This is a genomic window from Thioclava sp. F36-6 (assembly GCF_002020305.1).
Classification (GTDB): Bacteria; Pseudomonadota; Alphaproteobacteria; order Rhodobacterales; family Rhodobacteraceae; genus Thioclava; species Thioclava sediminum.
Genome location: NZ_MPZX01000002.1, coordinates 548,034 through 570,913 on the forward strand (window position 1 = coordinate 548,034; position 22,880 = coordinate 570,913).

Here is a 22,880-nt window from a genome sequence, read left to right on the forward strand (position 1 = left end):
TGCCAGCCTTGTCGCCGGCAGTGTGGACCTTTAGCTCAACGAAATGAGAGCGATTTTGATCCTTGGTGCAGCGGTTTGGGCGCAAGAAGCCCCCTCGCCCACATTGCTGCGGCGCACCCGTCACGCGGCATCGCTCTGGCATTCCGGCGCGGCGGAGCGGGTGATCTGTTGCGGAGGTGTCGGGCGGCATCCGCCGAGCGAGGCCGAAGTGATGGCCCGGATCCTGCGCGCGGAAGGCGTCGACGACGGGGCGATCACGCTCGAGGACCGCTCGACCACTACTTACGAGAATATCGGCTTCGCCCGGGCGCATCTGGAGAGCGACGAGGTGATCATCGTCACTGACCCCTATCACGCGCCGCGCGCGGTGATGATCGCGCGGCAGATGGGGCTGCGGGCGCGCGCGGACTGCCCGCCGCATCGGGCGAGCGCGAAGGCCCGCGCCCGTGAAGGGTTCGCCTACCTGAAGCTGGGATGGTGGCTGGCGCGCGGCGGGCCTTTGCCCTGAGGCGCGTGCCTTGCGTCAGTCGAGGATCATCTTGCCGATGACCAGCACGATGACCGCGCCGACAAGCGCGATGGCAATGATCGCAAGCAGACCGCCCGCCGCAAGCACCGCCCCGCCCAGAAGGGCCACGATGAAGGGGGTGATCAGGGCGCCGACCACGCCGATCGCCAGATAGGCGGCCTTGTGACGCCCACCCGAGACGACGCTCGCGATCCAGCCCGCCAGAAGACCTGCGAGCACGAGAAAGATCAGCCCGACCGTGCCGATTGCTTGCAGAACGCTTTCCATGATGTCACTCCGATATGTCTTTTCACAACAACGCGAAGAGCGCCCCGAAGTTCCCTCTCCACGCGACCAATTCGGCAGCGCAGCAATACGCACGCCGGTCCGTCAGAAATCGGCCGAGACCTCGTACATCACCGGCTCGAAATTGCGGCACAGCGTGTAGATCACGCGGTTGCGCGAGATCATCTCGGGGCTGCGCAGCATCGCTTGATAGTCGCCCCGCTCGTTCCATTTCGAATAGGTCGCGATCCGCGTGCGCGCGTCGTTCATATGCAGGCCCGCGCCGATGAAACCGGGCGCTTTCGAGATCACCTCGGAATAGGCGGCTTGCAGCTTCTCCATCAACTCGTCGGCTGTGGCGGGCGTCATCTCGAAGGTGCAGATCACGGTCTGCCCTTTGAAATCGCTGGTAATCTCGGTCATGGGCGGTCCTCCTCGGCCTCATGCTCGCACAGAAGCGCGCAGAAATCACCGCTCTTTTGCGGACCTGCGTCAGAGTGGCAGAAGCGCCAGCGCCGGGACCGCCACGGTCAGCGCGATGCGGATCAGATCGGCGCCCACGAACCAGCTCACTGCGCCTCATCCTCAGAACGAATGTTTCTCGATCAAGGCACGGGCGGAGGTCAGCAACTCTTCACCCGGCACCCCCTTCTCTTCCATCTCGGCAACCCATGCGTCGATCACCGGCTGCGAGGCGTCTTTCCAGATCGACGTATCCTCGGCCGGGATCGTGATGATCTCATTGCCCAGATCCATCGCGGCCTGACGCGAGGGGATATCCTCGGCCTGCTGCAGGTGTCCCGCCTGCGCCGAAAACTCAACGCCCGAGACGCTGTCGATCGCGGCCTGCAGATCGGGGTCGAGCGCGGCGTAGCGGTCCTTGTTCATCGCGAGAATGAAGCTCGCCGTGTAGATCGAGGGGCCAGCGAATTGCGTGTGATGATGGACCAGCTCGCCGATCCGCAGCGAGGCCGAGACCTCCCAAGGCAGGAGCGCCCCGTCGATCGTCCCGTGCGAGAGCGCCTCGGGCACAGCCGGGACCGGCATCTCGACAGCCGTCGCGCCGAAATGCTCGAGCAGCTTCGTCGTGACCCGCGACGGGCCACGCAGTTTCAGCCCTTCGAAATCGGGGATCGCGCGCACGGACTTGTTCGCGTGGATCACGCCCGGCCCGTGCACCCAGGTCCCCAGCAGGTGAATGTCGCGGAAATCCGTATCGACCATCTCCGCCTGCGCCAGCTCCCACAGCGCGGCAGACGCGGCCTCGGCCTCGGCGACCAGGAAGGGAAGCTCCATCACCTCGGTGCGCGGGAACCGCCCCGGCGTGTAGCCCGGCAGCGTCCAGACGATGTCGACAACCCCGTCAGTGACCTGATCGATAAGATCGGTCGGCTTCCCGCCAAGCTGCATCGAGGGGTAATGCTGGATGCGCACCCGGCCCTGCGACGCCTCTTCGACCGCCTTGATCCAAGGGGTGAGGATATGGGCGGGCACGAAGCTGGTCAGCGGCAGGAATTGATGCAGGCGCAGCGTGACCTCGGGCTCTGCGGCCAGCACAGGCGGCGCGGCCAAGGCGGCGGCACCGGCGGCAAGGGCGAAACTCTCACGGCGGGTAAATCTCTGGCTCATGCGGGTCTCCCTCTCACGCGGTCCAAAGCGGATTTACCCGGCGGATGCCCCCAACGTCCAGTTTTGCTTTTCGCGAGATGACGGGACCTGTCGTGCGACGACAGCAGCGGTACTCGACGCATGGCAAAACCGCTCCTTCCCGCAAAAGAAAAACCCGCGCCAAGCGCGGGTTTTTCCTGTCCCCGGAGCGTCAGGCCCTACCCCGTATCTCCGGAAATGAAAAAGGCCGGAACGCGTACGTCCGGCCCCTTCCAATTCGGTGTTACCCGAAATTAGTTGTTCGAGGCTGCGACAGCAACGCCGAGCAGCAGCAGAACCGGGATGATGATGCCGGCGTTCGAGGACGACGACTGCTCAACCACAACGGGCTCGGGCTCGACGACCGGAGCGGTGTAGCCGCCAGCAAAAGCGGTCGAACCGGTGAGGCCGAGGGCCAGGGCGATGGTAGCGATCTTTTTCATAGTAATCTCCGTCATTACCGTAGGGAGCCGCCGGACTTTTCTGGCAGCTTCCCGGCGAGACTTACACAGCTTCCCAGGATTGCAAAGAGTGAAATACACGGCCCATTCACGCAGAGGCGAAGACTGTTGCACTTTGGCACTTTTCTTGCATGAAATGCCCAGAATTCGTGTCTAACGCGGCACAGGCTACCATTCCGCGCTTCTGGAGCGACGCGGATTCTGAGAAGAATTACGAGAACTTGTCCGGAACCGGCTTGCAATTTCGCCGCCCGGGAATCAAGGCACCGACACAGCACAGGCAAGGACGAGAATATGAAAATCGCGATGATCGGCACGGGCTATGTTGGCCTTGTTTCGGGGGTGTGTTTCTCCGATTTCGGCCATGAGGTCGTTTGCGTCGACAAGAACCCCGCGAAGATTGAAATGCTCGAGGGCGGCCGCGTGCCGATCTACGAGCCGGGGCTCGACGAATTGATGGTGAAGAATGTTGAAGGCGGGCGTCTTTCCTTCACCACCGATCTCAAGGCTGCGGTGGCAGACGCCGATGCGGTCTTCATCGCGGTGGGCACGCCGACGCGGCGCGGCGATGGCCATGCGGATCTGACCTATGTGATGGCCGCCGCCGAGGAGATCGCAAACGCGATGACCGGCTACGCGGTGATCGTGACGAAATCGACCGTGCCGGTGGGCACCAACCGTCAGGTCGCCGAGGTCGTGCGCAAAACCCGCCCCGACATCGAATTCGACGTGGCCTCGAACCCCGAATTCCTGCGCGAAGGCGCGGCGATCGACGATTTCATGCGGCCCGACCGGGTCGTCGTCGGCACCACCTCGGAGAAGGCCGAAGCCGTGATGGGCGAAATCTACCGCCCGCTTTTCCTGCGCGAATTCCCGATCCTCTATACCGATCTGGAAACCGCGGAGATGATCAAATACGCGGCCAACGCGTTCCTCGCGACGAAGATCACCTTCATCAACGAGATCGCGCGGCTCTGCGAGAAGACCGGCGCCGATATCAAGCAGGTCTCGCGCGGCATGGGGCTCGACGGCCGGATCGGCAACAAGTTCCTCCATGCGGGCCCGGGCTACGGCGGTTCGTGTTTCCCGAAGGACACCGCGGCGCTGGCGCGGATCGGTCAGGACTATTCCTGCCCGATGGAGATCGTCGAGACGGTCATCAAGGTGAATGACGACATCAAGCGCCGGATGATCGAGAAAGTCGTCGATCTCTGCGGCGGCTCGGTCAACGGCAAGACGATCGCGATCTATGGCGTGACCTTCAAGCCGAACACCGACGACATGCGCGAGGCGCCTGCCCTGACCATCGTGCCCGCGCTCGTGGGCGGCGGCGCGAAGGTGCGCGTGGTCGATCCGCAGGGCAAGCGCGAGGGCGAAGCGCTGCTGCCGGGCGTGTCCTGGATGGACGATGCCTATGCGGCAGCCGAGAAGGCCGATTGCGTGGTGATCCTGACCGAGTGGAACGAGTTCCGCGCGCTCGACCTGCAGAAGATCGCAGCGACGATGGAGACCGCGCGCATGGCCGACCTGCGCAACATCTACGCCGAGAAGGACGTCAGGAAGGCGGGCTTCGCGGATTACGTCGCGGTCGGGCGGTAAGGCCTGACGGCATAGAAATCGATCCGGGAGGGGGCTCTGCCCCCGTCACCGGAGGGCGACAATACTTAAGAGGGAGGGGGCTCTGCCCCCGCCCTTCGGGCCCCCCGGGATATTTTTCCCAAGAGGAAGGGTCAGCCGCTCAGGCCACCTGCCCTGCGGCCCAGCCGGACGCCCAGGCCCACTGGAAGTTGTAGCCGCCGAGCCAGCCGGTGACGTCCACCACTTCACCGATGAAATAGAGCCCCGGCACCTGCTTCGCCTGCATCGTCTTTGCATCGAGCGCATCGGTCGACACGCCGCCCAGCGTGACCTCCGCCGTGCGATACCCTTCCGAGCTGACCGGCCGCACCTGCCAGCGATGGATCTGATCGTCGAGCTTGGCGAGGTCCTTGTTCGATTGCTCGGCCAGCCGCCCCGATAGCTTCGCCTCCGCCACCACGAAATGCGCGAGCTTTTCGGGCAGATGCCGCGCGAGCGCATTGTGCAGCGCCTGCCGGCCCGCCGCGTCGCGCTGCTCCGACAGGGCCGCCGCGATGTCATTGCCCGGCGCGAGATCGACCTTGAGCGTGTCACCCTCGCGCCAATAGCTGGAGATTTGCAGGATGGCGGGCCCTGACAGCCCGCGATGGGTGAACAGCAGATCCTCGGCGAAATGCGTCTTGCCGAGGCGCAGATCGACGGGCCGTGCGAGACCCGACAGCGTCGCGGTGCGCGCCAGATCCTGCTCGGCGAAGGTCAGCGGCACCAGAGCGGGTCGCGTTTCCACGATATCGAGGCCGAATGTCTGCGCGATTTCGTAGCCGAGGCTGGACGCGCCCATCTTCGGGATCGACTTGCCGCCCGTCGCCACGATCACCGAAGCCGCGCGGATCGGGCCTTGCGAGGTTGTGACGAGGAAGCCGTCGCCCGCGCGCTCCACCCGCTCGATCTCCGTCTCGAGCGAGAGCACGCCCCCTGCCGCGCGCAGATCGCGCAGCAGCAGGTCGATGATCTGCGTCGCCTTCCCGTCGCAGAAGAGCTGCCCCAGATGCTTCTCGTGCCAGGCGATCCCCGCCGCATCGAGCCGCGCGATGAAATCCGCGGGCGTGTAGCGCGACAGCGCCGAGAGCGCGAAGCGGGGATTGCGCGACAGGAATCGTTCGGTCGCGTTTTGCCGGGTCAAGAGACGGTTGGTGAAGTTGCACCGCCCGCCGCCAGAGATTCGAATCTTCTCGCCGGGGCGCCGCGCATGGTCGAGCACCCGCACCGAGCGCCCGCGTCGCGCCGCCTCGATCCCGGCCATCAGTCCGGCAGCCCCTGCGCCCAACACTAAAACATCGCAATTTTCCATGCCGTCTCGCTTGCCGTAGCGGCGCGTGACGCGCAATCGAAATTTGTCGGATTTTCCTCTTGAAGCCCCGCGCCCACTTGGCTACATACCCCCCCACGTTGGGGCGTAGCCAAGTGGTAAGGCACCGGTTTTTGGTACCGCGCACCGTAGGTTCGAATCCTACCGCCCCAGCCACTTTTCTCAGTAGAACTGAATTGTTTGAGGTTTCGCTGGCCGCTCAGGCCATGAGATCGGCGGCTGGCTGGCTTGGCGACACGAGGCGGCGACGGGACGCTTCCAGAGCTGTGCTCTCTCGCCTCAATCCAAGGCCACAAATCGCAGCACCTTTCGCTCGAGGACGAACGGCTTCACTTCGCCGCCGGAATCACGCTGACCAACTATTCCAACCGGACTTTCATGTGGTCGCGCCGATCAACAGCTCGAACGCGTTTTCACGATTGAAGCCGGCGCCGTTTAGTGGCGCATGTCGGTCATCCAAGGGGAGGAGGAGGCGGTGACCTCAGGGAGGAGGAGAGAGGCCACCGCCAATTTCCGAGGCTCAGGGAGGAGGAGAGAGCCTCAGGAACTGTTGCAACGAGTTGCTCGCTGCGTTGAAATCTTTTTCGCACAAATGCTGCGCCGCAGAAACAGCTTATTCGACATAGCCGCGCTGCGCCTTCCGCATAGCTGACGGCGGATCACGATCCGTGCTGCGGGGCGCTGACCTCGGCGGACAGACCCGGGGCCAGTCGTTGGGCCTGCGGTTGATCGGGATCGATCGCGATCCGGACGGGCACGCGCTGCGCGATCTTGGTGAAATTCCCGGTCGCATTGGAGCCCGACAGCAGGCTGAACTGCCCTGCCGTCGCGGGCGAGAACCGCTCGATATGGCCTTTGAACTCGGTCTTTCCCAGCGCATCGACGGTAAAGGTCACCGGCTCGCCCATCTGCAGCCCCGCAAGTTGAGTCTCCTTGTAATTCGCTATCAGCCAGAGATCGGAGGGCACGAGCGACACCAGCGTCGATCCGGCGCTGACGAATTTGCCGACTCGCGCCGAGACCTGGCCCAGCCGCCCATCCTCGGGCGCACGGATCACCGCGTGATCGAGCGCCACCTGCGCCGCATCCAGCGCGGCCTGAGCCGCATCGGTTTTCGCGGCGAGCGAGCGTTTGTTTAGTTCCGCCGTCTGCACCGCTTGCTCGGCCACGTCGATGGCGCTTTGCGCCTCCTGTACGCCCGCCTTCGCCTGATCGAGCGTAAGCTGCGCCTGATCGGCATCCGATTGCGAGACATAACTTTTCTTCGTCAGTTTTGACGCCCGGTCCCGCGCGGTCTGCGCCGTGGCTTGAGCTGCTTTCGCCGAGGCGAGCGAAGCCTGCTTAGCCTCGAGCGTAGCTTTCGCCGAATTCACCGCCTGCGCCCCGTTCGACTGCGCGGCCTTCGCCGTCTCGAGCGCAGCCTGCGCCTGCTCCACCGCCGCTTTCAGCGCGCGATCATCGAGCCGCACCAGCACGTCGCCTTTCTTGACCTCTTCGAAATCACTGACCGGCACAGCCGTGACCTCGGCCGCGACCTGTGCAGAGATCGGCGTAACTTTGCCCTGCAGATAGGCATTGTCGGTCCAGGCCACGTCAGAACGGAACGGCGGCAGGCGCCATGCGTAGAGCACGGTCGCGACACCGGCGAGCGCGATGAGAAGGATCAGGGCGGAAGCGAGATAGCGGCGGGTCTGTGACATCGGATCAACTCGTAGAAACGGGGGTGGAGGGCGTGAGGCGCAGGCGCGGGAGGGGCCAGCTTTGGCGCAGGGCGACATGGGCGATCAGTCCGGCCAAGGCCGCCAGCGCGAACCAGAACACGGCGCGGAACGCATCGTCATAGGCGAGAATAGTGGCCTGCTGCTGCACCGTAGAGGCGACGGAAGACAGCGCGGCCCCTGCCCGCGCCCCGGCATCCGCAGTCTGGCTGCCCAGCGATGCGGCACTCTGCGCGAGGGTCTGGCTCAACATCGGGTTGTCGGCCGATATCTGCGGCGAAAGCTGCGCCATGTGATAGGCGGTGCGGTCGACCACCAAGCTCCGGAACAGACCGGAGCCGATAACCCCGCCGATGGATTGCGTGGCCAGAAACAGCACGACGAAGCTCAGCAGGTAGTGCGGCCCCTTCGCGAAGGCAGCTCCCAACCCTTTCGCCATCGCTGGCGGCAGGAACAGGATACCGGCAAAGCCGATCATCGCTTGGCTAAGATACATCTGCTCGGGCCCGGTGAGCGCGGTCGATTGCGAGTCGAGCCACGCCCCTGCCGCGATCAACACCAGCGCGATCCCGTGGAACAGCGGCGCGCGCGCTCCGCTATTGGTCAGCATCAGGACACCGGTCGCGGCCAGCATCGACAGCGCGATGATCCCGAACAGCAGTTGCTCCTGCCCGGGCTGCAGCCCCATCGTGCGCAGGAAACCGACGGCGCCCGCGCTTTGTTCGGCCAGCGCGATACGGAACACCAGCAGGGTCCCCGCCAGATGCAGGATCGGCGGGCTCAGCAACCAATGAAAATCGATCAGAGGATTGGCCCGCTGCATTTCGATCAGCACCGCGCCCGCGACCATCACGATCGCAGCGACGAGCGCCACGCCCAGCCATTCGGTCTGCGTCCAGTAGTCGAGCGCACCGAACATGAAGACGCTGGTGAATGCACCGAAGCCAACCGCGAGCAGCGTGAAAGAGACGAAATCGAGCGGCTTGAGAACCTTTTGCAGCGGGCGCGGCGTCAGTGGCAGCGCGAAGATCAGTGCCAGCGCCACCAGCGCCATGCCCATCTGGAACAGGCTCACCGCGTGCCAACTGGCATTCGCGGTGAGTTCGGGCAGCAGCACCCGCGCCAAGGGCCTGCCCACCATGATCATCGTCAGGACAGCGGGGATCGCGACCTTGAGGCGCTGAGCGGCGGGAATGGCCTCCAGCATGTAAAGAAAGCCGAGGCTCGACAACGGGGCTGCGGCGCAGCCGCTCAGGAAGGCCACGATGACCGCGGAATGCAGATCGTCCACCCAGAGATTGAGCACCATCGCCAGCACGAAGCAGACGATCCCGACCTCGGCGAAGCGGCGCAGGCCGAACTGGTCGCGGATGCGGATCAGCATCAGCGGCATCGAGGCGCGCGGTGCCATGAAGGCCGCCATCACCCAATAGGTGTGGTTCGTGGTGGCGTGCAAATCGCCCGCAAGCTGCGGCAGGTTGGCCGAGACGAAGCCGGTGGCAAGCGATTGCGACAGCGCCACGAAGACGGCGGCGCTGGCATAGACGAGCCGCTTGGGCGTGGAATGGTCAGGCTCCGCAGGCGCGGCGGGCTGGGGCGCGGTCTCCGTCTCGGCGGTCTCAGCCTCTGCGGCCTCGTTCTGCGCGATCTCGGCGTCGTTGACCGGAGCCGCCTCGGGCCGCACGCGATCGCGCGGCGATACCGGTTCGGCAGCCGTCGGACTCGCGTCCGGGCCGTTGATGTCGCGAATCTGGGAGTTCATTCGCCGCGCATCCTTTCGAGATTGGCCTGCATCCTCTCCATCGTCTCGCGGGCGCGGGCGACCTCCTCGGCGTCGATACCGTCGTAGAGCCGGGCGCGCAGAGCCTCGACGAAGGTTTCGATCTCGGAGGCATTTGCGCGGGCATGTTCGGTGAGGAAAATCTGGCGGACGCGTTTGTCGTCGGGATCGGCGCGGCGCTCCACGAAATCGAGCTTTTCCAGCCCGTCGAGCGTCCGGTTCAGCGTCGGCGTCTCAATCGCCAGCATCTCGGCCAGCTGCGTCTGGTTCAGCCCCTCGTCGCGGGAGATCGCAAGGATCGCCTGCGCCCGCGCGAAGGTCAGCCCCATGTCCCGCGCCTGCGCGTCGAACATCGCGCGCACCGACCGCGCCAGCAGCATCATCGTGCGCGTCAACTCGGCACGGTCGCGGCGGGCGGCTTCGGTGGGTGCGGATGTAATGGCGGCGCGGTCGGACATGGGGGCCTCGGGAATAAAGTTAGCCTGCTAACGTTTTCGTCCCATCCCACATATCGTCTCGGTCGCGAGGATCAACACAGGCAGCCCGCACAGGGGGCCGTGCGAAATTGCGAAAGGCCCCGGATCGCGCTGTCATTCAGCGTTCGCGCTCAGGCGGAAAGCAAGGTCACAAGCCCGAGACCTGCGCCGACCAGCATGACGAGCGACAGCGTCACCGTCGCGATCACACGCGGCCCGGCGGCTGCCACCGCCCGCGCATCGACGCCAAGCCCCAGCGCCGCCATCGCGATCACCGTCAGGATGGACGCCCCCTGCCCCATCGGCGCAAGCGCAGCCTCCGGCAGCGCCCCGGCAGAGCGCAGCACGATCATCCCGAGAAACCCGAGGATGAAGAGCGGCGGCATCAGCCCGCGCCGCATGCGGCCCTCCGGCGCGGCAGAGCGCCCGTCGTCCGGCAGATGCGGCGCAAGAAGCGACAGCACCACCGTGATCGGCCCCAGCATCAGGACCCGCACCAGCTTCACCAAAGTGCCGAGCTGGATCGCCGCGGCCCCCATCGGCGCTGCGGCAGCCAGAACCTGCGGCACCGCGTAGACGGTGATCCCCGACAGGATGCCATAGCCATGCACGCTCATCCCCGCGACATGGCCGACCACCGGCAGCAACAGCACCACCGCGACGCCCAGCACGGCGGTGAACGCGATTGCGGCACTGACATCGTCGCTATCGGCGTCGATCACCGGGGCGACGGCGGCGATGGCGGAGTTCCCGCATATACCATTGCCGCAAGCGATCAGCAGCGCCATGCGGGCCGGTAGGCGCAGGGCCCGCCCCAGCAGGTAGGCGGCGGGCACCATCAGCGCGACCACCGCGACGATGCCGCCCAGAAGCCCCGGCCCCACCGACAGAAGCGTCTGCGCACTCACCGAGGCGCCAAGCAACACGATCGCGATCTCCAGCACCGTCTTGGCGGAAAATCGGATACCGGCATCGAAGCGCGCAGGCGGTGTCCAGAGGGAGCGCACCACCGCACCGATGAGGATCGCAAGCACCAGCGGCTCCAGCCATGCCGCTCCGAACAGCGCGTGCTCAGCAAAACCGCCCAAGGCCGCGAGCGCGGCGACGCCGATGCTCAACCCAAGCCCCGGCGCGAAGGCGCGAAGCGCAAGCCGCGGGCGGGTGAGGCTGCAGGCAAGGGTCGAATGGTGCGGCACGGCGGCCTCCTATCGTCTGGTCTTGTCCTGTAATTGCCCGCGCCAATTCATTCTTCAAACGAAATGTTTTTGTAGATATGATCGTTTTTGTCGATCAATAGAGCCGGAGACATGCATGACCCCCGAACAACTCCGTGTTTTCGTCGCGGTTGCGGAAGAGCAGCACATGACCCGCGCCGCCGCCCGGCTGAACATGACGCAATCGACGGCCTCAGCCGCCATTGCGGCGCTCGAGGCGCGTCATGAGATCAAGCTGTTCGACCGGATCGGGCGGGGGATTTCGCTGACCGAGGAAGGCCGCGCCTTTCTGCCCGAGGCGCGCGCGGTGCTGGCTCGGTTTGCCGAGGCGGAGGCGATGCTGGCCGAGACCCGCGGGCTCGAACGCGGGCATATCCGCCTGATCGCGAGCCAGACAATCGCGGGCTACTGGCTGCCGCCCTACCTTGCCGCTTTCCGGCAAGCCCGCCCGGGGATCGAGGTGACGCTGGAAATCGGCAACACGCAGGAGGCAGCGGAACGCCTGCGCGCGGGCCTGCACGATCTCGCGCTCGTCGAAGGCGATGTCGAGGATGCGAAGCTGGAGCGGGTTCAGATCGGGGCGGATCGGCTGATGCTGGTCAGTGCCGCGCCACCCCCCGGAAAGCTGGATGCGCGCGCGCTGAGCGCGGCGAGTTGGGTGCTGCGCGAGCCGGGCTCTGGCACGCGCTCTACCGCGGAAGCGGCCCTCGCCGATCTGGGTGTCGCGCCGCGCGCGCTCTCAGCCGCGCTGGTCCTGCCCTCGAACGAGGCGGTGCTGAGCGCGGTCGAGGCAGGGGCCGGGATCACCATACTCTCGGCCCATGTCGTCGCGCGGTCGCTAAGCCTTGGAACAGTCCGGGACTGGGATTTGCACCTCGCGCCGCGGCCCTTCTATGCGCTGCGTCACCGCGACCACCATGTCAGCCACGCCACGCGCGACCTGCTGGCACGGATCGATCAGTCCCAGCTGGACGATCTCACTCAGACGGAATGAACCAATTCGCGAGCTTCGCCTCGATCTCCGAGGGGAGCGCGGGCTTCGGGCAGACAGCCGCGCCGGGATAGCGCTCGCGTAGCTGATTGGCTTCGGCATGGCCGGAATGGAACAGGAGCGGCACGCCCGCCTTGTGAAGATGATCGGCTAGTTCGTAGACTTCGCCATCGGCCAGCATCACGTCGAGGATCGCAGCGCCGGGCAAACGATCTCGGACCAGGTCCAGCCCCGCACGCACGGTGGCGCACGGTCCCCAGACCTCCATCCCGAGATCCTCGAGCATGAACTGAAGATCAAGCGCGACGACGGCTTCATCTTCGACAAGGAGCACCTCGCTCGGTGCTTTCTCAGTCAGCGTCGCCATCGATTTCATGCGCGAAGATAATCCTGTTGCAACGGCTTTCCGGTGTCTGACGCGTGTCGACCCGCGCCGATATCTGGCTTGCGGAAATATCGACCAACGTCGAGCCGAAGCCCTGTTTGTTCGTGTCGAGTTGCAACGCTTCACGGTACCGCTCGTTCCACGAAAGTATCACGGTATCGTCGTTTTCCATCGACCATGTGATCTCGAGATCACCCTCTCGCGGCCCCAATACCCCATATTTAGCGGCATTAGTGCTCCATTCGTGGAAAATCAGCGCAAGAGCAGTCAGGTGATGCGTCGGAACATCAACATCCGGCCCATCGATCAGGAAGTTCGACGGGTCGTCATAAGGGGCCAGAGTCGTCTCGATCACCTCGCGCAGTGGGATCGCCGCACCAGAGGTGCGAGTGCGGGCCAGATCATGCGAGCGCGCCAGCGCGTTGATCCGCTGGCCGACATCTTCGACCAACTCGCGCGGGCTGGCCGCCGAACGCCCCGCGATGCGCAGCATGCCCGAGACGATGGAGAACAGGTTCTTCACCCGGTGGTTCATCTCGCGCAGCATCAGCTCGCGCATCTGCGCCGCCTCTTCATCGGCGGTGATATCGACGCTGAGCCCCAGCAGGCGGTTTTCATTCCCCTCGCCCATCGTCCGACCCGTTGCGCGCAGATGGCGCTTCGTGCCGGAGGGGAGGTCGAGTTCGTAGTCGACTTCGAGTTCGGATCCAGTCTCGCGGGCCTCGCGCACCGCCTGTTCGACACGCACACGGTCATGCTCCGCGATGCGTTCGAAGAACCGCTCGATCGGATAGGTTCCGGCCGCTTCGAGTTCGAAGAAGGCGGCGACGGCCTCGTCGATTTCGACTTCGACTTCGCCATTCGGTTCGACGATCGACCAGATGCCGATCTGCGCGATTTCCAGTGCGAGTTGCAGCCGCTCACCCTTCTGGGTCAGCTCCGTCTCGAGTCGCAGTGCCTCGGTGATGTCGGTGAAAACGAGCGTCGCGCCTTCCACTTCGCCGCGCGAATTCAGATACGGCGTCGCGGAGAGCGACCAGACCTTGTTGAGCTCGGTGGACTTGACCCGGCGCGGCCGCGGCAACTCGCCCTCGAGAACCACATTGATCAATTCGATCATCACCTCGGGCGTGTCGAGCAGGTTCTGGATGTCGTCGAGCGGACGTCCACGGTCACTGCCGCGCAGGCGGATCATCTCGCTTGCGCCATCGGTGAAGTTGCGCAGGCGCAGCTTGCGATCGACCGTCACCAGCGCATGCAGCTTGGAATCGAAGATGTTGCGCAGGTCGGCATTCGCGGTCGAAAGCTCCTCGACCTTGGTCTTGAGTTCGTCGTTGACCGTCGCGAGCTCTTCGTTCGTCGATTGCAACTCCTCGTTCATCGACATCATTTCCTCGTTCGAGGATTTCAGCTCTTCGTTGGCGGTCTCCAGCTCTTCGACCGTCGTGCGCAGGCGGTTGCGGGTCGCGCGCAACTCGGCCTCGAGCACCTGCACATGGCTTTCCGACGGCGCGATCTCGTCGAAATCATATTCGTCCAACGCTTCGAACGGGCCACGGTCGCGGAAAACGATCAGCAGCGTATCGTCGGAGAGCGGATCGGCCAGCACATCGACACGCTGCCGCCCGGTTTCCGAGATCACTTCGACATCGCGCACGATCTTGCGCGTGCCAAGCTCCGCCGACTCGCGGATCACGGCGGAGAGCGCCTCGCGCAGGCCCGCGCGCGCGAGCGATTGTGCATAGCCCTGCCCGGTCTCGGACGGGTCGATCTCAAGATACTTACCCAAGCGCCCTGTCGCGGCGAGGATCGCCCCATCGCGATCGACATTCAGCGTCGCGGGCGCATAAAGATCGAGGATACGATTACTGGCCAAGGTCGTGTTCCAGTCTTTGGTTCTTCTGTCAGTCGTCTTCGGTCGGAGTGGCGCAAGTCGCGCATGAGGGTCGGAGCGCATCGGCAGTTCGGTCGGATAAGGAGACCGGGGCCCTATGCTGCGGAAGATGCGCATCGCGCCGTCTATGGGATCGAAAAGTTCCTCATGCCGCCCGATCGTCTCGGAGGGGCCGAGGAAGAGAACGCCCCCCGGATTGAGCGCGTAGTGGAAGATCGGCAGGGCCCGCGCCTGCAACTTCTCTCCGAAATAGATCAGCAGATTGCGGCACGACACCAGGTCGAGCCGCGAGAACGGTGGGTCCTTGATCAGCGAGTGCGGCGAGAAGCGCACCCGGTCGCGCAGCGCGGCGGTGATCTGGAAATTGCCCTCGCGCCCGATCGTATAGAGGTCGCGATACGTTTCGGGCAGATCGAGCAGGACCGAGACCGGATAGCGCCCCTCGCGCGCGATCGCGAGCATCCGCTCGTCGATATCGGTGGCGAAGATCTGGAAATCGATTTCCTTGCCGCTCGCATGGATCGCCCGGTCGACGAGCATCGCCAGCGTGTAGGCTTCCTCGCCACTCGAGCACCCCGGCACCCAGATGCGCAGCGCGCCGCCATCTTCGGCCTTCTCGACCATCGGCTTGATCGCCGTCTCGTTCAGCGCCTCGAAATGCGCGCTGTCCCGGAAGAAGCGGGTGACGTTGATCAGAAGGTCGCCCAGCAGCGCCAGAGGCTCGTCCTCTTCGCGTTCGAGCCGTTCGAGATATTCGCGCGGGTGCAGAATGCCCACGACCTGCATCCGGCGCTGAATCCGACGCTCGAGCGTCGAACGCTTGTATTGCGCGAAGTCATGCCCCGTCAGACGGTGCAGCGCCGCGCAAATCTCATCCAGCGTGCCAGAGACCGGCGGCGCCGTGTTCACCTGATCCGGATCGACATTGCGGAACTCGGTGATCCGCGCGATCACGTCGGAGGGCGCGCTGACCACATCGACCATCCCGGTCGCGACCGCCGAATTCGGCATGGAATCGTAACGCGCCGTTGCATCCTGCGCGATGCAGAAGCCGCCATGCTCCTTCACCGCCCGCAGCCCGACGGAGCCATCCGTGCCGGTGCCCGACAGGATCACGCAGACCGCGCGGCGCCCGAGATCCTGGCCCAGCGACACGAAGAAATCGTCGATCGGACGGCGCAGACCGCGGGGTTGGGCGAATTCCGAAAGCTTCAGGCGCCCGTTTTCGACCTCCAGCCCGTAACCCGGCGGGATCGTGTAAACGTGTCCGGCCTCCAGCTTCGCGCCGTCTTCGGCCTGCAACACTTCGAGCGAGGTCGACCGGCCGAGCAATTCCGCCAGAAGCGACTCGTGGTTCGGATCGAGATGCTGAACCACGACATAGGCGCTGGGGTCATCCACCCGCGCGGGCTCCAGCAGATCGCGAAGCGCTTCAAGCCCACCAGCGGAGGCGCCGATGCCGACAACGTATAGATCCTCGGGGGCGTCCGTCACTGCACGGCCCGCCGATCCGCGCAGCGCGCGTCCAAAAGGGCGCGGCCTGCGCGCCCTTCTCTATAGTTCTCTTTGCAGTTCATCCGGAGATCGGTGTCACTAGCCTCAGGGCCCTGCAATAACATTTGACATAGTACTGAACACATAACCGTGGCCGCAGCCATTCTTAGCCCTCGCGGTAGATAATCGTGGCCATCGTGGAGAGGCTCTCCGACAGAACCTTCGCAGAGCCGATCATCGCGAGACCGAATCCGCGCGACATCGCGGCGAGATCGTCGGCATTGCGCAGCAGGCTCTCGTCATGCGCAGCGATGTCGACCTTCACGTTCTGACGTTCTGCCGCGGAAGTGAGGTCGAACTGCGACCCGAGAAACAAGCGCGTCTCTCCATTGGGTTCGCGCAGACGCGTCATGAAGACGAAATTCTGGAAGGTTTCGCCATTCGCGCGGCTGTTGGTGACGCGGAAACGGCCCGCGGAGATGTCCTCGTCGTCGATGAACTCCCGCATCGCAGAGCGTTCTTCCTCGGTCGCGGCCCCTGCCTGGAGGAAGCGGCAGTTCTGCCCCAGCACCTCTTCAGCGGAATACCCGGTCAGATTGAGAAACGCCTGATTCACGTAGACAAGCGGCACATCCTCACGATCAGCCGCGGCAATGGTCAGTGCGACATTCGACTTGTCGCAATAGCTGACCAGCGCATCTGGCAGTTCGTAATCTGTGTAAACGGGCATGAAGCCTCCGCTGCGTTTGAGAAAACAAGATTGATCATTGCGCGGAAAAGTCCAGCGCGCGAGGCGAAATACCACCGATAACCGATTTGAAGGGGGGGGATGGTACCGCCTCCCCGGCTTGAACGGGGGACCTCTGGATCCACAATCCAGCGCTCTAACCAACTGAGCTAAGGCGGCACTGGCGCGGGATTTAGACCCCTCGCGCGCGGAATGCAAGTGTCCGATGACGAGAAATTCGCACCAAGTCTTGCCTGCGCACGTCGCGGGGGTTAGGTGCATTTTCCATCCAACCTCTCAGGAGTTTTCGATGAGCATCGACAAGGAAAGCGACATCTCCGCGAATCTGCAAATCGGCCCGACCTCGCTCGGAATGGTGCGGATCTATGTCGAGGGCGAAGGCGTCGAGCTACCGCTCGATTTCGATCCCGACGAGGCGATGGAAATCGCCGAAGAACTGCAGGCAGCCGCGGAAGCTGCGCGTGAAATGAGCAAGGGCGGCAAGGGCAAGAAGCGCTGAGCCTCAAAATCCGGGCGGTATCGCGCCCGGATCGCACAGCCGCTGCAACCGCCGTGCCGACGCGCGCGCGAAATCGAGCGTCAGCGCCTTGCGCCGCGCCGGCGCAAGCTTGGACAGCGGCGCCTCGCGGATCATCTCGGCCCCGTAGCCATCCGCGATGAAAAGCCCCGTCCCCTCGGGCAGAAGATCCGTGGGGAAATCCTGATCCACCGCCCAGAAATAGCGGTCGCACCACTCCAGATAGCCGTCCCATTTCCGATCCGAGGTGAAATCGGCGCGGCTCGACTTGCACTCCACGATCCAGATTTCGCCCTTCCGGTCGATCGCCATCAGATCGGCGCGCAACCTTGGGCGCAGCACCATCTCCGGCAAACTGTCGAGCCCCAGCTCGGACAGCGCGCGGGCCGTGCCACGCGCGAGCACCTGGCCCGGCTGAAGTTCGGAAAGCGGAATCTGCGTCATGCGGACAAACATGAACGAAGTGTGAACAAAAGTCCAGTCGCCCAGCACACGCGCCCTTCCCCGCCGCACATAAGACGCGCGAGACGCGCTGTTCATTCTCCCCCCTTGTCGGAACCCGATTTCACCCCTATCTGGGGGTCTGACGGTTACTGCTCTTTCTGTGAAAGACCCTTTTCCAGTGGCCTATACCATTCCTGAGGGAGCTGGCTCTGCCGGGGTCCTGGCCTCGGTATCTGGCGCCCACCTGACTTTTCAGGTCTCCGGGAACTCTCGTCTACACGTCTGCTGCGGTTTCCGTCACTCCACCCATCGCAAGACAGCAAAAAGCCCCGCCGGATCGGTCGGGGCTTTTGTCGTCTCGGGACGTGGATGGGTTCAGCGGCGCAATTGCATCTGCTGGCGCGATTTCGGTGTATCGACCGGCACCGGGATCGCCAGATGTTCGGCCGCCATATCGGTGGGGATGCCGTCGCGTTTACCGCCGCCGGAGCTATCGTCATCCTCGGCCATGCGCATGACCGCGATCGCGAATTGCACACCGGAGAAGACGATCGTGTTGAACACGACCAGCAGCGCCATCGCGATGTAGCCGATATCGGACGTGAAAATCAGGTGGCGAAGATTGCCGACATTGAAGCCGAGAAGAAGGCCAACGAAGGCAAGCGCGATGAAGAAGCCGATGACGACGTTCTTGATGTAGAGCCGGACCAGTTCGGGCATGAAAAATCCTCCTGCTTACCTCACAATCTAGTGCATATTCCCAAGTTTCAAACAGGGAAACGGGCGACGATTGCGAGATAAGCGGGCGTTTGCCCGTGGCATGGTGTCGCGAGTGAGCGCGCTCAGAACGCGTCGGGCTGCAGCGCGCGCGCCATGTGATCGAGCACCGCGTTGACGAATTTCGGCTCCTTGCCTTCGGGGAAGAAGGCGCGGGCCACATCGACGAATTCGGTGATGACAACGCGCGGCGGTGTCGCGGGGGTGATCAGCTCGGCCCCGGCCGCGCGGAACAATGCGCGCAGCACCGGGTCGATCCGATCGATCGGCCATTTCGCGACCAACGCACGGTCTGTCGCCTGGTCGATCTTCGCCTGCCAGGTCACCGCATCGTCGATCAGACGGCGGAACAGGTCGAGATTGCCCTCGGCCATTTCGGTGCCGTCCTCATCCACGGCGCCAAAGCGGAAGTCCTCGAACTCGCGGCGCACCTTGTCGGCACCCTGCCCGGCCGCTTCCATCTGAAAAAGCGCCTGAACCGCGTAAAGACGCGAGGCGGATTTCATCTGGCGCTTCTCCTCTTGGGTGAGCTTGCGCGGTTTCGGTGCGTCTTGGGGCGCGTCGGAGGAGGCGTCGTCGGTCATGCGTTGTTCGATCCGTCAGTGTCGCCGGCGATAAGGAAGGATTCGGCGGGTTTGAACCCGATACCCTTCGTCCGGCGCGCCCATTTGCGCGACAATGAGATGAGATGCAAGGCCGCAGCCGCCGCACCGCCACCTTTGTTTTGATCGGCAGGGTCGGCACGCACGGCCGCCTGCTCGTAATTTTCGACCGTCAGGATGCCGTTACCGATGCAAATCCCCTCGAGCCCCATCAGCGTCAGCCCGCGCGAGCTGTCGTTGCAGACGGTGTCGTAATGGGTGGTCTCGCCACGGATCACGCAGCCAAGCGCCACGAACCCGTCGTAATCGGCCATGCGCGCCGCCATCGCGATCGCGGTCGGGATTTCCAAAGCGCCGGGCACCTCGATCACGTCGACATGGGCCCCCGCCTCTTTAGCCGTGGCTTTCGCGCCCGCAATCAGGTTGTCCGCGATATCCTTGTAATACGGCGCGACCACGATCAGCAGCCGCGGCGCGCTGTCGCATTTCGGCAGGTCGAGCGTGTAATGCGAGATTCCGGCCATGTCTTACTCCGTAATGGGGCGTGTGCCGACGATGCGCAGGCCATAAGCGTCGAGGCCCACATATTTCGTCTGCGGATTGTCGGTGAGAAGGATCATGTCATGCAGCCCCATCGAGGACAGGATCTGCGAGCCCAGACCGATCTGCTTGATCGTGCGCGGCCCCTGATCCTCTTCGCGCAGCAGGCGGTTCGACGGGTCGCGGAACAGGCAGACGAGGCCACGACCTTCCGCAGCCACGATCTCCATCGCGCGACGCACCTCGTCGGCGGGACCGGGGCCGATGCCCAAAACGTCGTCGAGAATGTTGAGCGAATGGGTACGCACCAGAACCGGCTCGGGCGTTGAGATGTCGCCCTTCACCAGAACGATGTGATCGACACCCTCGGCCATGTCGGTGAAGACGCGCATCTCCCACTCACCGCCATGGCTGGAGGTGACCATCTGGCGCAGGCCCTCGCGCACGAGATTGTCGTGGCGGCGGCGATAGGCGATCAGATCCGAGATCGTACCGATCTTCAGCCCGTATTTTTTGCCGAACTCGATCAGCCCCGGCAGGCGCAGCATGTGACCGTCATCGCCCATGATCTCGCAGATCACGCCAGCGGGCTTGAGCCCGGCCAGACGCGCCACGTCCACGGCGGCTTCGGTATGGCCCGCGCGCACCAGCACCCCGCCGTCGCGCGCCCGCAGCGGGAAGATGTGGCCGGGCGAAGCGATATCTTGCGGGCCTTTGCTCGGGTCGATTGCCACCTTGATCGTCTGCGCCCGGTCATGGGCGGAAATCCCGGTGGTGATATTCTCGCGCGCCTCGATCGAGACGGTGAAGGCCGTCTCGTGGCGCATCGAATTGGCGCGCACCATCGGTGCGAGGCCCAGCTGATCGACGCGATCCGAGGTGAGCGGCAGGCAGATCAGCCCGCGCCCGTAGGTCGCCATGAAGTTCACCGCCTCGGGGGTGCATTTCTCGGCGGGAATATAGAGATCGCCCTCGTTCTCGCGATCCTCGTGATCGACGAGGATCACCATGCGCCCGGCCTTCGCCTCGGCGATAATGTCCTCGGCGGGCGCGATCACGTGGCGCAGGCTTTCCTCGACCTCGCCGGGCACGTCATGGGTGCCGGATTTGTCGACCGGGGTCAGGGGTTTGCCGTCGGTGGTCATGCGTTCCACTCCTGCAGCCGCGCGACATAGCGCGCGAGCGTGTCGATCTCGAGATTGATCCGGTCGCCCGCCTTGGCATGGCCCCAGTTGGTGACCTGCTTGGTATGCGGGATGATGTTGACGCCGAAGCTCGCGCCATCGACCTCGTTTACGGTCAGCGAGGTGCCGTTCAGCGCGACCGAGCCTTTCGGCGCGATGTATTTCGCCAGCGCTTCGGGTGCGCGGAAGGTGAAGCGCGTGCTGTCGCCCTCATCCACCATCGCCACGATCTCGGCCACACCATCGACATGGCCCGACACGATGTGACCGCCCAGCTCGTCGCCCACTTTAAGCGCGCGTTCGAGATTGATCTTTTGGCCCACCTGCCAGCCGCCGCTCGCATCGTTGCCGCGGCCGCCGATATTGGTCTTGGCCTGGCTCTCGGCAGAGATTTCGACGTCGAACCAATTTTTCGGCTCGGTGCCGGTTGCGATCACGGTCAGGCAGCAGCCGTCGCAAGCGATAGACGCGCCCAGCTCGATGCTGCCCACGTCATAGCTTGTGCCGATCCGCGCGCGCAGATCGCCGCGCTGCTCCAGCTCCAGAATTTCTCCGATATCGGTCACGATCCCGGTGAACATGGCATATCCCCTCAGATTTCGGACCTTAGCTAGCCCGCAGGGCGCGCCTTCGCAAGAGATGAGCGCCTCGCCGTCCCGTCACACTCTGCGCAGCCCCGCACAGCGCCTGCCCTAAAATTGTCCAATATTTAAGGGATTACCCCACAAACTCCGTGACTTCGCGCGCATCCTGCGCAATCACGGAGGCAGGCCAAGGACCCACGACCGGATGAACCGTTTCGAAAATCGCCACTTCCTGATGCTGCAGGGGCCCCACGGCCCCTTCTTTCATCAGCTTGGCGCGATGCTCCGGCAGGCAGGGGCGACGGTCTGGCGCGTGGGCTTCAATCGCGGGGATGAGGTCTTCTGGTTCGACCGCGCCTCCTACCTGCGCTTCGACGCCCCTCCGGAGGATTGGGCCGATCACCTGCGCGACCTGATCGCCGAGAAAGGCATCACCGATCTCGTGCTCTATGGCGACACCCGCCCGATCCATGCGCAGGCCGTCGAGGTCGCGAAGGCGATGGGCCTGTGCGTGCATGTCTTCGAAGAGGGGTATGTTCGCCCCTATTGGGTCACCTACGAGCGCGGCGGCTCGAATGGGCATTCCCGGCTGATGGAAATGTCGGTGGCGCAGATGCGCACCGCGCTTGCCCAGTCCGAAATCGAGTTTCCCGACGCGCCGCCCCGCTGGGGCGATATGCGCCACCACGTTTTCTACGGCGCGCTCTACCATTTCTTCGTGATGCTCCGCCCCGGCCCCTATCGCCGCTTCCGGCCGCATCGCGACATCACGGTGTTTCAGGAATTCCGCCTCTGGCTGCGCCGCCTGCTGCTGATGCCGCTGCATATGCTGGAGCGCAAACGCGCGACGCGACGCATCCGGCATGGCGGCTTCCCCTATCATCTCGTGCTGCTGCAGCTCGAACACGACTCCAGCTTCCGGATGCATTCACCTTTCACCAGCCAGACCGAGTTCATCGATCTGGTGATGGAGAATTTCGCGAAAGGCGCGCCGCCCCATCATCACCTCGTCTTCAAGGCCCATCCGCTCGAAGACGGGCGCGCCCCGATACGCGAAACGATCCGCAAGGCCGCCCGCGCGCATGGGTTGGCGTCGCGCGTGCATTTCGTGCGCGGCGGCAAGCTGGCGGGGCTTCTGGCGCAGGCGCGCTCCGCCGTCACGGTGAATTCGACCGCCGCGCAGCAGGCGCTTTGGCGCGGGCTGCCGCTGAAATCGCTGGGCCGCGCGATCTTCGACAAGCCGGAATTCACCTCCGCGCAACCGCTCGAGGCCTTCTTCGCAAGCCCGGCCCGGCCCGACAGCCGCGCCTATCGCGACTACCGTCACTACCTGCTGGAAACGAGCCAGGTTCCGGGCGGCTTCTACTCTGCGAAAGGCCGCCGCGCCCTGCTGCGACAGGTGGTCGACATGATGCTGGCCGCCGAAGACCCTTATGATGCGCTGGTCGCGGGCAACGCGGCCCCACGGCAACAGTTGCAGGTGGTACGATAATTTTTCTCGTTTTTTTCCCGAGGCTTCGGTAGCTTGGTCGCAAAACGATAAGCAGCATCCCGAACGAGGAGCTCGAGCAGTGACCATTACCCCGACTCGCAGGGCCGTTTTGACGGGCCTTTCCGCCACGCTTTTGACCGCATCTTGTGGCCTTCCGCGCTCCGGCCCCAACAAGCGCGAACTCTTCGCAGG

The 22,880-nt window shown here is 64.2% G+C and carries 23 protein-coding genes and 2 tRNA genes; 6 read left to right on the forward strand and 19 right to left on the reverse strand.

Going from position 1 to position 22,880, the window contains the following annotated elements; genetic code table 11:
* Positions 1-55: 55 nt before the first annotated feature.
* Complete coding sequence (locus BMI88_RS09675) at positions 56-508, forward strand: YdcF family protein (RefSeq protein ID WP_246831857.1); 453 nt, start codon at positions 56-58, stop codon at positions 506-508.
* A 15-nt stretch (positions 509-523) separates the two neighbouring features.
* On the opposite strand, the gene BMI88_RS09680 is transcribed toward BMI88_RS09675, so the two are convergent.
* The 4 genes from BMI88_RS09680 to BMI88_RS09695 all read right to left on the reverse strand — a co-directional run bounded on the left by BMI88_RS09680 (position 524) and on the right by BMI88_RS09695 (position 2,883).
* Positions 524-796 carry a hypothetical protein gene (locus BMI88_RS09680; protein WP_078520327.1) on the reverse strand — a complete coding sequence of 91 codons (273 nt, stop codon included), beginning with the start codon at positions 794-796 and terminating at the stop codon, positions 524-526.
* A 102-nt stretch (positions 797-898) separates the two neighbouring features.
* The gene (locus BMI88_RS09685; RefSeq protein ID WP_078520328.1) at positions 899-1,216 is read right to left on the reverse strand and encodes an antibiotic biosynthesis monooxygenase; all 318 of its coding nucleotides are present in this window, start codon (positions 1,214-1,216) and stop codon (positions 899-901) included.
* Between the two features lie 162 nt (positions 1,217-1,378).
* Positions 1,379-2,422 (reverse strand): TRAP transporter substrate-binding protein, encoded by a 1,044-nt coding sequence (locus BMI88_RS09690; RefSeq protein ID WP_078548137.1) that lies wholly within the window; start codon positions 2,420-2,422, stop codon positions 1,379-1,381.
* 272 nt (positions 2,423-2,694) lie between these two features.
* Positions 2,695-2,883, reverse strand: a complete 189-nt coding sequence (locus BMI88_RS09695; RefSeq protein ID WP_172976163.1) for a hypothetical protein — start codon at positions 2,881-2,883, stop codon at positions 2,695-2,697.
* Positions 2,884-3,195: 312 nt separating this feature from the next.
* Between BMI88_RS09695 and BMI88_RS09700 the strand changes: the two genes are divergently transcribed.
* Entirely contained in the window at positions 3,196-4,500 is a 1,305-nt protein-coding gene (locus BMI88_RS09700; protein WP_078548139.1) for a UDP-glucose/GDP-mannose dehydrogenase family protein, read from the forward strand.
* 139 nt (positions 4,501-4,639) lie between these two features.
* On the opposite strand, the gene BMI88_RS09705 is transcribed toward BMI88_RS09700, so the two are convergent.
* On the reverse strand, positions 4,640-5,830 hold the full coding sequence (locus tag BMI88_RS09705; protein WP_078548141.1) for an NAD(P)/FAD-dependent oxidoreductase: 1,191 nt from the start codon (positions 5,828-5,830) through the stop codon (positions 4,640-4,642).
* 99 nt (positions 5,831-5,929) lie between these two features.
* On the opposite strand from BMI88_RS09705, the gene BMI88_RS09710 reads away from it, so the two are divergent.
* A tRNA-Gln gene (locus BMI88_RS09710) sits at positions 5,930-6,004 on the forward strand.
* A gap of 503 nt (positions 6,005-6,507) precedes the next feature.
* Here the strand turns inward: BMI88_RS09710 and BMI88_RS09715 are convergent.
* The 4 genes from BMI88_RS09715 to BMI88_RS09730 all read right to left on the reverse strand — a co-directional run bounded on the left by BMI88_RS09715 (position 6,508) and on the right by BMI88_RS09730 (position 11,018).
* Entirely contained in the window at positions 6,508-7,548 is a 1,041-nt protein-coding gene (locus BMI88_RS09715; RefSeq protein WP_078548144.1) for an HlyD family secretion protein, read from the reverse strand.
* 4 nt (positions 7,549-7,552) lie between these two features.
* The gene (locus BMI88_RS09720; RefSeq protein ID WP_078548146.1) at positions 7,553-9,328 is read right to left on the reverse strand and encodes a hypothetical protein; all 1,776 of its coding nucleotides are present in this window, start codon (positions 9,326-9,328) and stop codon (positions 7,553-7,555) included.
* On the reverse strand, positions 9,325-9,804 hold the full coding sequence (locus BMI88_RS09725; protein ID WP_078541919.1) for a MarR family transcriptional regulator: 480 nt from the start codon (positions 9,802-9,804) through the stop codon (positions 9,325-9,327). Before BMI88_RS09725 ends, BMI88_RS09720 begins: the two co-directional genes overlap by 4 nt.
* A 149-nt stretch (positions 9,805-9,953) precedes the next feature.
* Positions 9,954-11,018, reverse strand: a complete 1,065-nt coding sequence (locus BMI88_RS09730) for a putative sulfate exporter family transporter (protein ID WP_078548149.1) — start codon at positions 11,016-11,018, stop codon at positions 9,954-9,956.
* A gap of 115 nt (positions 11,019-11,133) precedes the next feature.
* Here BMI88_RS09730 and BMI88_RS09735 point away from each other — a divergent pair, with 115 nt between their 5' ends.
* Positions 11,134-12,030: a LysR substrate-binding domain-containing protein gene (locus BMI88_RS09735; RefSeq protein ID WP_078548151.1), complete on the forward strand. Its 897-nt coding sequence runs from the start codon at positions 11,134-11,136 to the stop codon at positions 12,028-12,030.
* Here the strand turns inward: BMI88_RS09735 and BMI88_RS09740 are convergent.
* From BMI88_RS09740 to BMI88_RS09755, 4 genes are all read right to left on the reverse strand, one after another.
* Positions 12,014-12,403 carry a response regulator gene (locus BMI88_RS09740; RefSeq protein ID WP_210402025.1) on the reverse strand — a complete coding sequence of 130 codons (390 nt, stop codon included), beginning with the start codon at positions 12,401-12,403 and terminating at the stop codon, positions 12,014-12,016. The genes BMI88_RS09735 and BMI88_RS09740 overlap by 17 nt on opposite strands.
* Positions 12,378-15,800 (reverse strand): CheR family methyltransferase, encoded by a 3,423-nt coding sequence (locus BMI88_RS09745; RefSeq protein WP_246831858.1) that lies wholly within the window; start codon positions 15,798-15,800, stop codon positions 12,378-12,380. The genes BMI88_RS09740 and BMI88_RS09745 overlap by 26 nt, the downstream gene beginning before the upstream one ends.
* A gap of 166 nt (positions 15,801-15,966) precedes the next feature.
* The gene (locus BMI88_RS09750; protein WP_078548156.1) at positions 15,967-16,530 is read right to left on the reverse strand and encodes a PAS domain-containing protein; all 564 of its coding nucleotides are present in this window, start codon (positions 16,528-16,530) and stop codon (positions 15,967-15,969) included.
* A gap of 100 nt (positions 16,531-16,630) precedes the next feature.
* A tRNA-His gene (locus BMI88_RS09755) sits at positions 16,631-16,707 on the reverse strand.
* A 130-nt stretch (positions 16,708-16,837) separates the two neighbouring features.
* Between BMI88_RS09755 and BMI88_RS09760 the strand changes: the two genes are divergently transcribed.
* The gene (locus BMI88_RS09760; protein ID WP_078520339.1) at positions 16,838-17,047 is read left to right on the forward strand and encodes a DUF6324 family protein; all 210 of its coding nucleotides are present in this window, start codon (positions 16,838-16,840) and stop codon (positions 17,045-17,047) included.
* A gap of 3 nt (positions 17,048-17,050) precedes the next feature.
* Here the strand turns inward: BMI88_RS09760 and BMI88_RS09765 are convergent, their stop codons facing one another.
* The 6 genes from BMI88_RS09765 to BMI88_RS09790 all read right to left on the reverse strand — a co-directional run bounded on the left by BMI88_RS09765 (position 17,051) and on the right by BMI88_RS09790 (position 21,193).
* Complete coding sequence (locus BMI88_RS09765; protein ID WP_078549754.1) at positions 17,051-17,509, reverse strand: MmcB family DNA repair protein; 459 nt, start codon at positions 17,507-17,509, stop codon at positions 17,051-17,053.
* A gap of 375 nt (positions 17,510-17,884) precedes the next feature.
* A complete protein-coding gene (locus tag BMI88_RS09770) occupies positions 17,885-18,229 on the reverse strand; it encodes a hypothetical protein (protein WP_078541924.1) in 345 nt (114 codons plus the stop codon).
* A gap of 122 nt (positions 18,230-18,351) precedes the next feature.
* Positions 18,352-18,792, reverse strand: coding sequence for a transcription antitermination factor NusB (nusB, locus tag BMI88_RS09775; RefSeq protein ID WP_232621793.1), 441 nt, complete (start codon positions 18,790-18,792; stop codon positions 18,352-18,354).
* Positions 18,793-18,866: 74 nt separating this feature from the next.
* Positions 18,867-19,412 (reverse strand): 6,7-dimethyl-8-ribityllumazine synthase, encoded by a 546-nt coding sequence (locus BMI88_RS09780; protein WP_078548162.1) that lies wholly within the window; start codon positions 19,410-19,412, stop codon positions 18,867-18,869.
* Between the two features lie 3 nt (positions 19,413-19,415).
* Positions 19,416-20,573 carry a 3,4-dihydroxy-2-butanone-4-phosphate synthase gene (ribB, locus tag BMI88_RS09785; RefSeq protein WP_078541926.1) on the reverse strand — a complete coding sequence of 386 codons (1,158 nt, stop codon included), beginning with the start codon at positions 20,571-20,573 and terminating at the stop codon, positions 19,416-19,418.
* A complete protein-coding gene (locus BMI88_RS09790) occupies positions 20,570-21,193 on the reverse strand; it encodes a riboflavin synthase (RefSeq protein ID WP_078548165.1) in 624 nt (207 codons plus the stop codon). The genes ribB and BMI88_RS09790 overlap by 4 nt, the downstream gene beginning before the upstream one ends.
* A gap of 208 nt (positions 21,194-21,401) precedes the next feature.
* Between BMI88_RS09790 and BMI88_RS09795 the strand changes: the two genes are divergently transcribed.
* Positions 21,402-22,688 (forward strand): capsular biosynthesis protein, encoded by a 1,287-nt coding sequence (locus tag BMI88_RS09795; protein ID WP_078548168.1) that lies wholly within the window; start codon positions 21,402-21,404, stop codon positions 22,686-22,688.
* The last annotated feature ends 192 nt before the right edge of the window (positions 22,689-22,880 follow it).

Coding starts and splice junctions, on each gene's coding strand:
- BMI88_RS09690 (WP_078548137.1), bottom strand. CDS start 2,422: ATGAGCCAGAGATTTACCCGCCGTGAGAGTTTCGCCCTTGCCGCCGGT.
- BMI88_RS09735 (WP_078548151.1), top strand. CDS start 11,134: ATGACCCCCGAACAACTCCGTGTTTTCGTCGCGGTTGCGGAAGAGCAG.
- BMI88_RS09695 (WP_172976163.1), bottom strand. CDS start 2,883: ATGAAAAAGATCGCTACCATCGCCCTGGCCCTCGGCCTCACCGGTTCG.
- BMI88_RS09770 (WP_078541924.1), bottom strand. CDS start 18,229: ATGCCCGAACTGGTCCGGCTCTACATCAAGAACGTCGTCATCGGCTTC.
- ribB (WP_078541926.1), bottom strand. CDS start 20,573: ATGACCACCGACGGCAAACCCCTGACCCCGGTCGACAAATCCGGCACC.
- BMI88_RS09720 (WP_078548146.1), bottom strand. CDS start 9,328: ATGAACTCCCAGATTCGCGACATCAACGGCCCGGACGCGAGTCCGACG.
- BMI88_RS09700 (WP_078548139.1), top strand. CDS start 3,196: ATGAAAATCGCGATGATCGGCACGGGCTATGTTGGCCTTGTTTCGGGG.
- BMI88_RS09715 (WP_078548144.1), bottom strand. CDS start 7,548: ATGTCACAGACCCGCCGCTATCTCGCTTCCGCCCTGATCCTTCTCATC.
- BMI88_RS09725 (WP_078541919.1), bottom strand. CDS start 9,804: ATGTCCGACCGCGCCGCCATTACATCCGCACCCACCGAAGCCGCCCGC.
- BMI88_RS09765 (WP_078549754.1), bottom strand. CDS start 17,509: ATGACGCAGATTCCGCTTTCCGAACTTCAGCCGGGCCAGGTGCTCGCG.
- BMI88_RS09790 (WP_078548165.1), bottom strand. CDS start 21,193: ATGTTCACCGGGATCGTGACCGATATCGGAGAAATTCTGGAGCTGGAG.
- BMI88_RS09680 (WP_078520327.1), bottom strand. CDS start 796: ATGGAAAGCGTTCTGCAAGCAATCGGCACGGTCGGGCTGATCTTTCTC.
- BMI88_RS09780 (WP_078548162.1), bottom strand. CDS start 19,412: ATGGCCGGAATCTCGCATTACACGCTCGACCTGCCGAAATGCGACAGC.
- BMI88_RS09740 (WP_210402025.1), bottom strand. CDS start 12,403: ATGAAATCGATGGCGACGCTGACTGAGAAAGCACCGAGCGAGGTGCTC.
- BMI88_RS09795 (WP_078548168.1), top strand. CDS start 21,402: ATGAACCGTTTCGAAAATCGCCACTTCCTGATGCTGCAGGGGCCCCAC.
- nusB (WP_232621793.1), bottom strand. CDS start 18,792: ATGAAATCCGCCTCGCGTCTTTACGCGGTTCAGGCGCTTTTTCAGATG.
- BMI88_RS09750 (WP_078548156.1), bottom strand. CDS start 16,530: ATGCCCGTTTACACAGATTACGAACTGCCAGATGCGCTGGTCAGCTAT.
- BMI88_RS09760 (WP_078520339.1), top strand. CDS start 16,838: ATGAGCATCGACAAGGAAAGCGACATCTCCGCGAATCTGCAAATCGGC.
- BMI88_RS09705 (WP_078548141.1), bottom strand. CDS start 5,830: ATGGAAAATTGCGATGTTTTAGTGTTGGGCGCAGGGGCTGCCGGACTG.
- BMI88_RS09685 (WP_078520328.1), bottom strand. CDS start 1,216: ATGACCGAGATTACCAGCGATTTCAAAGGGCAGACCGTGATCTGCACC.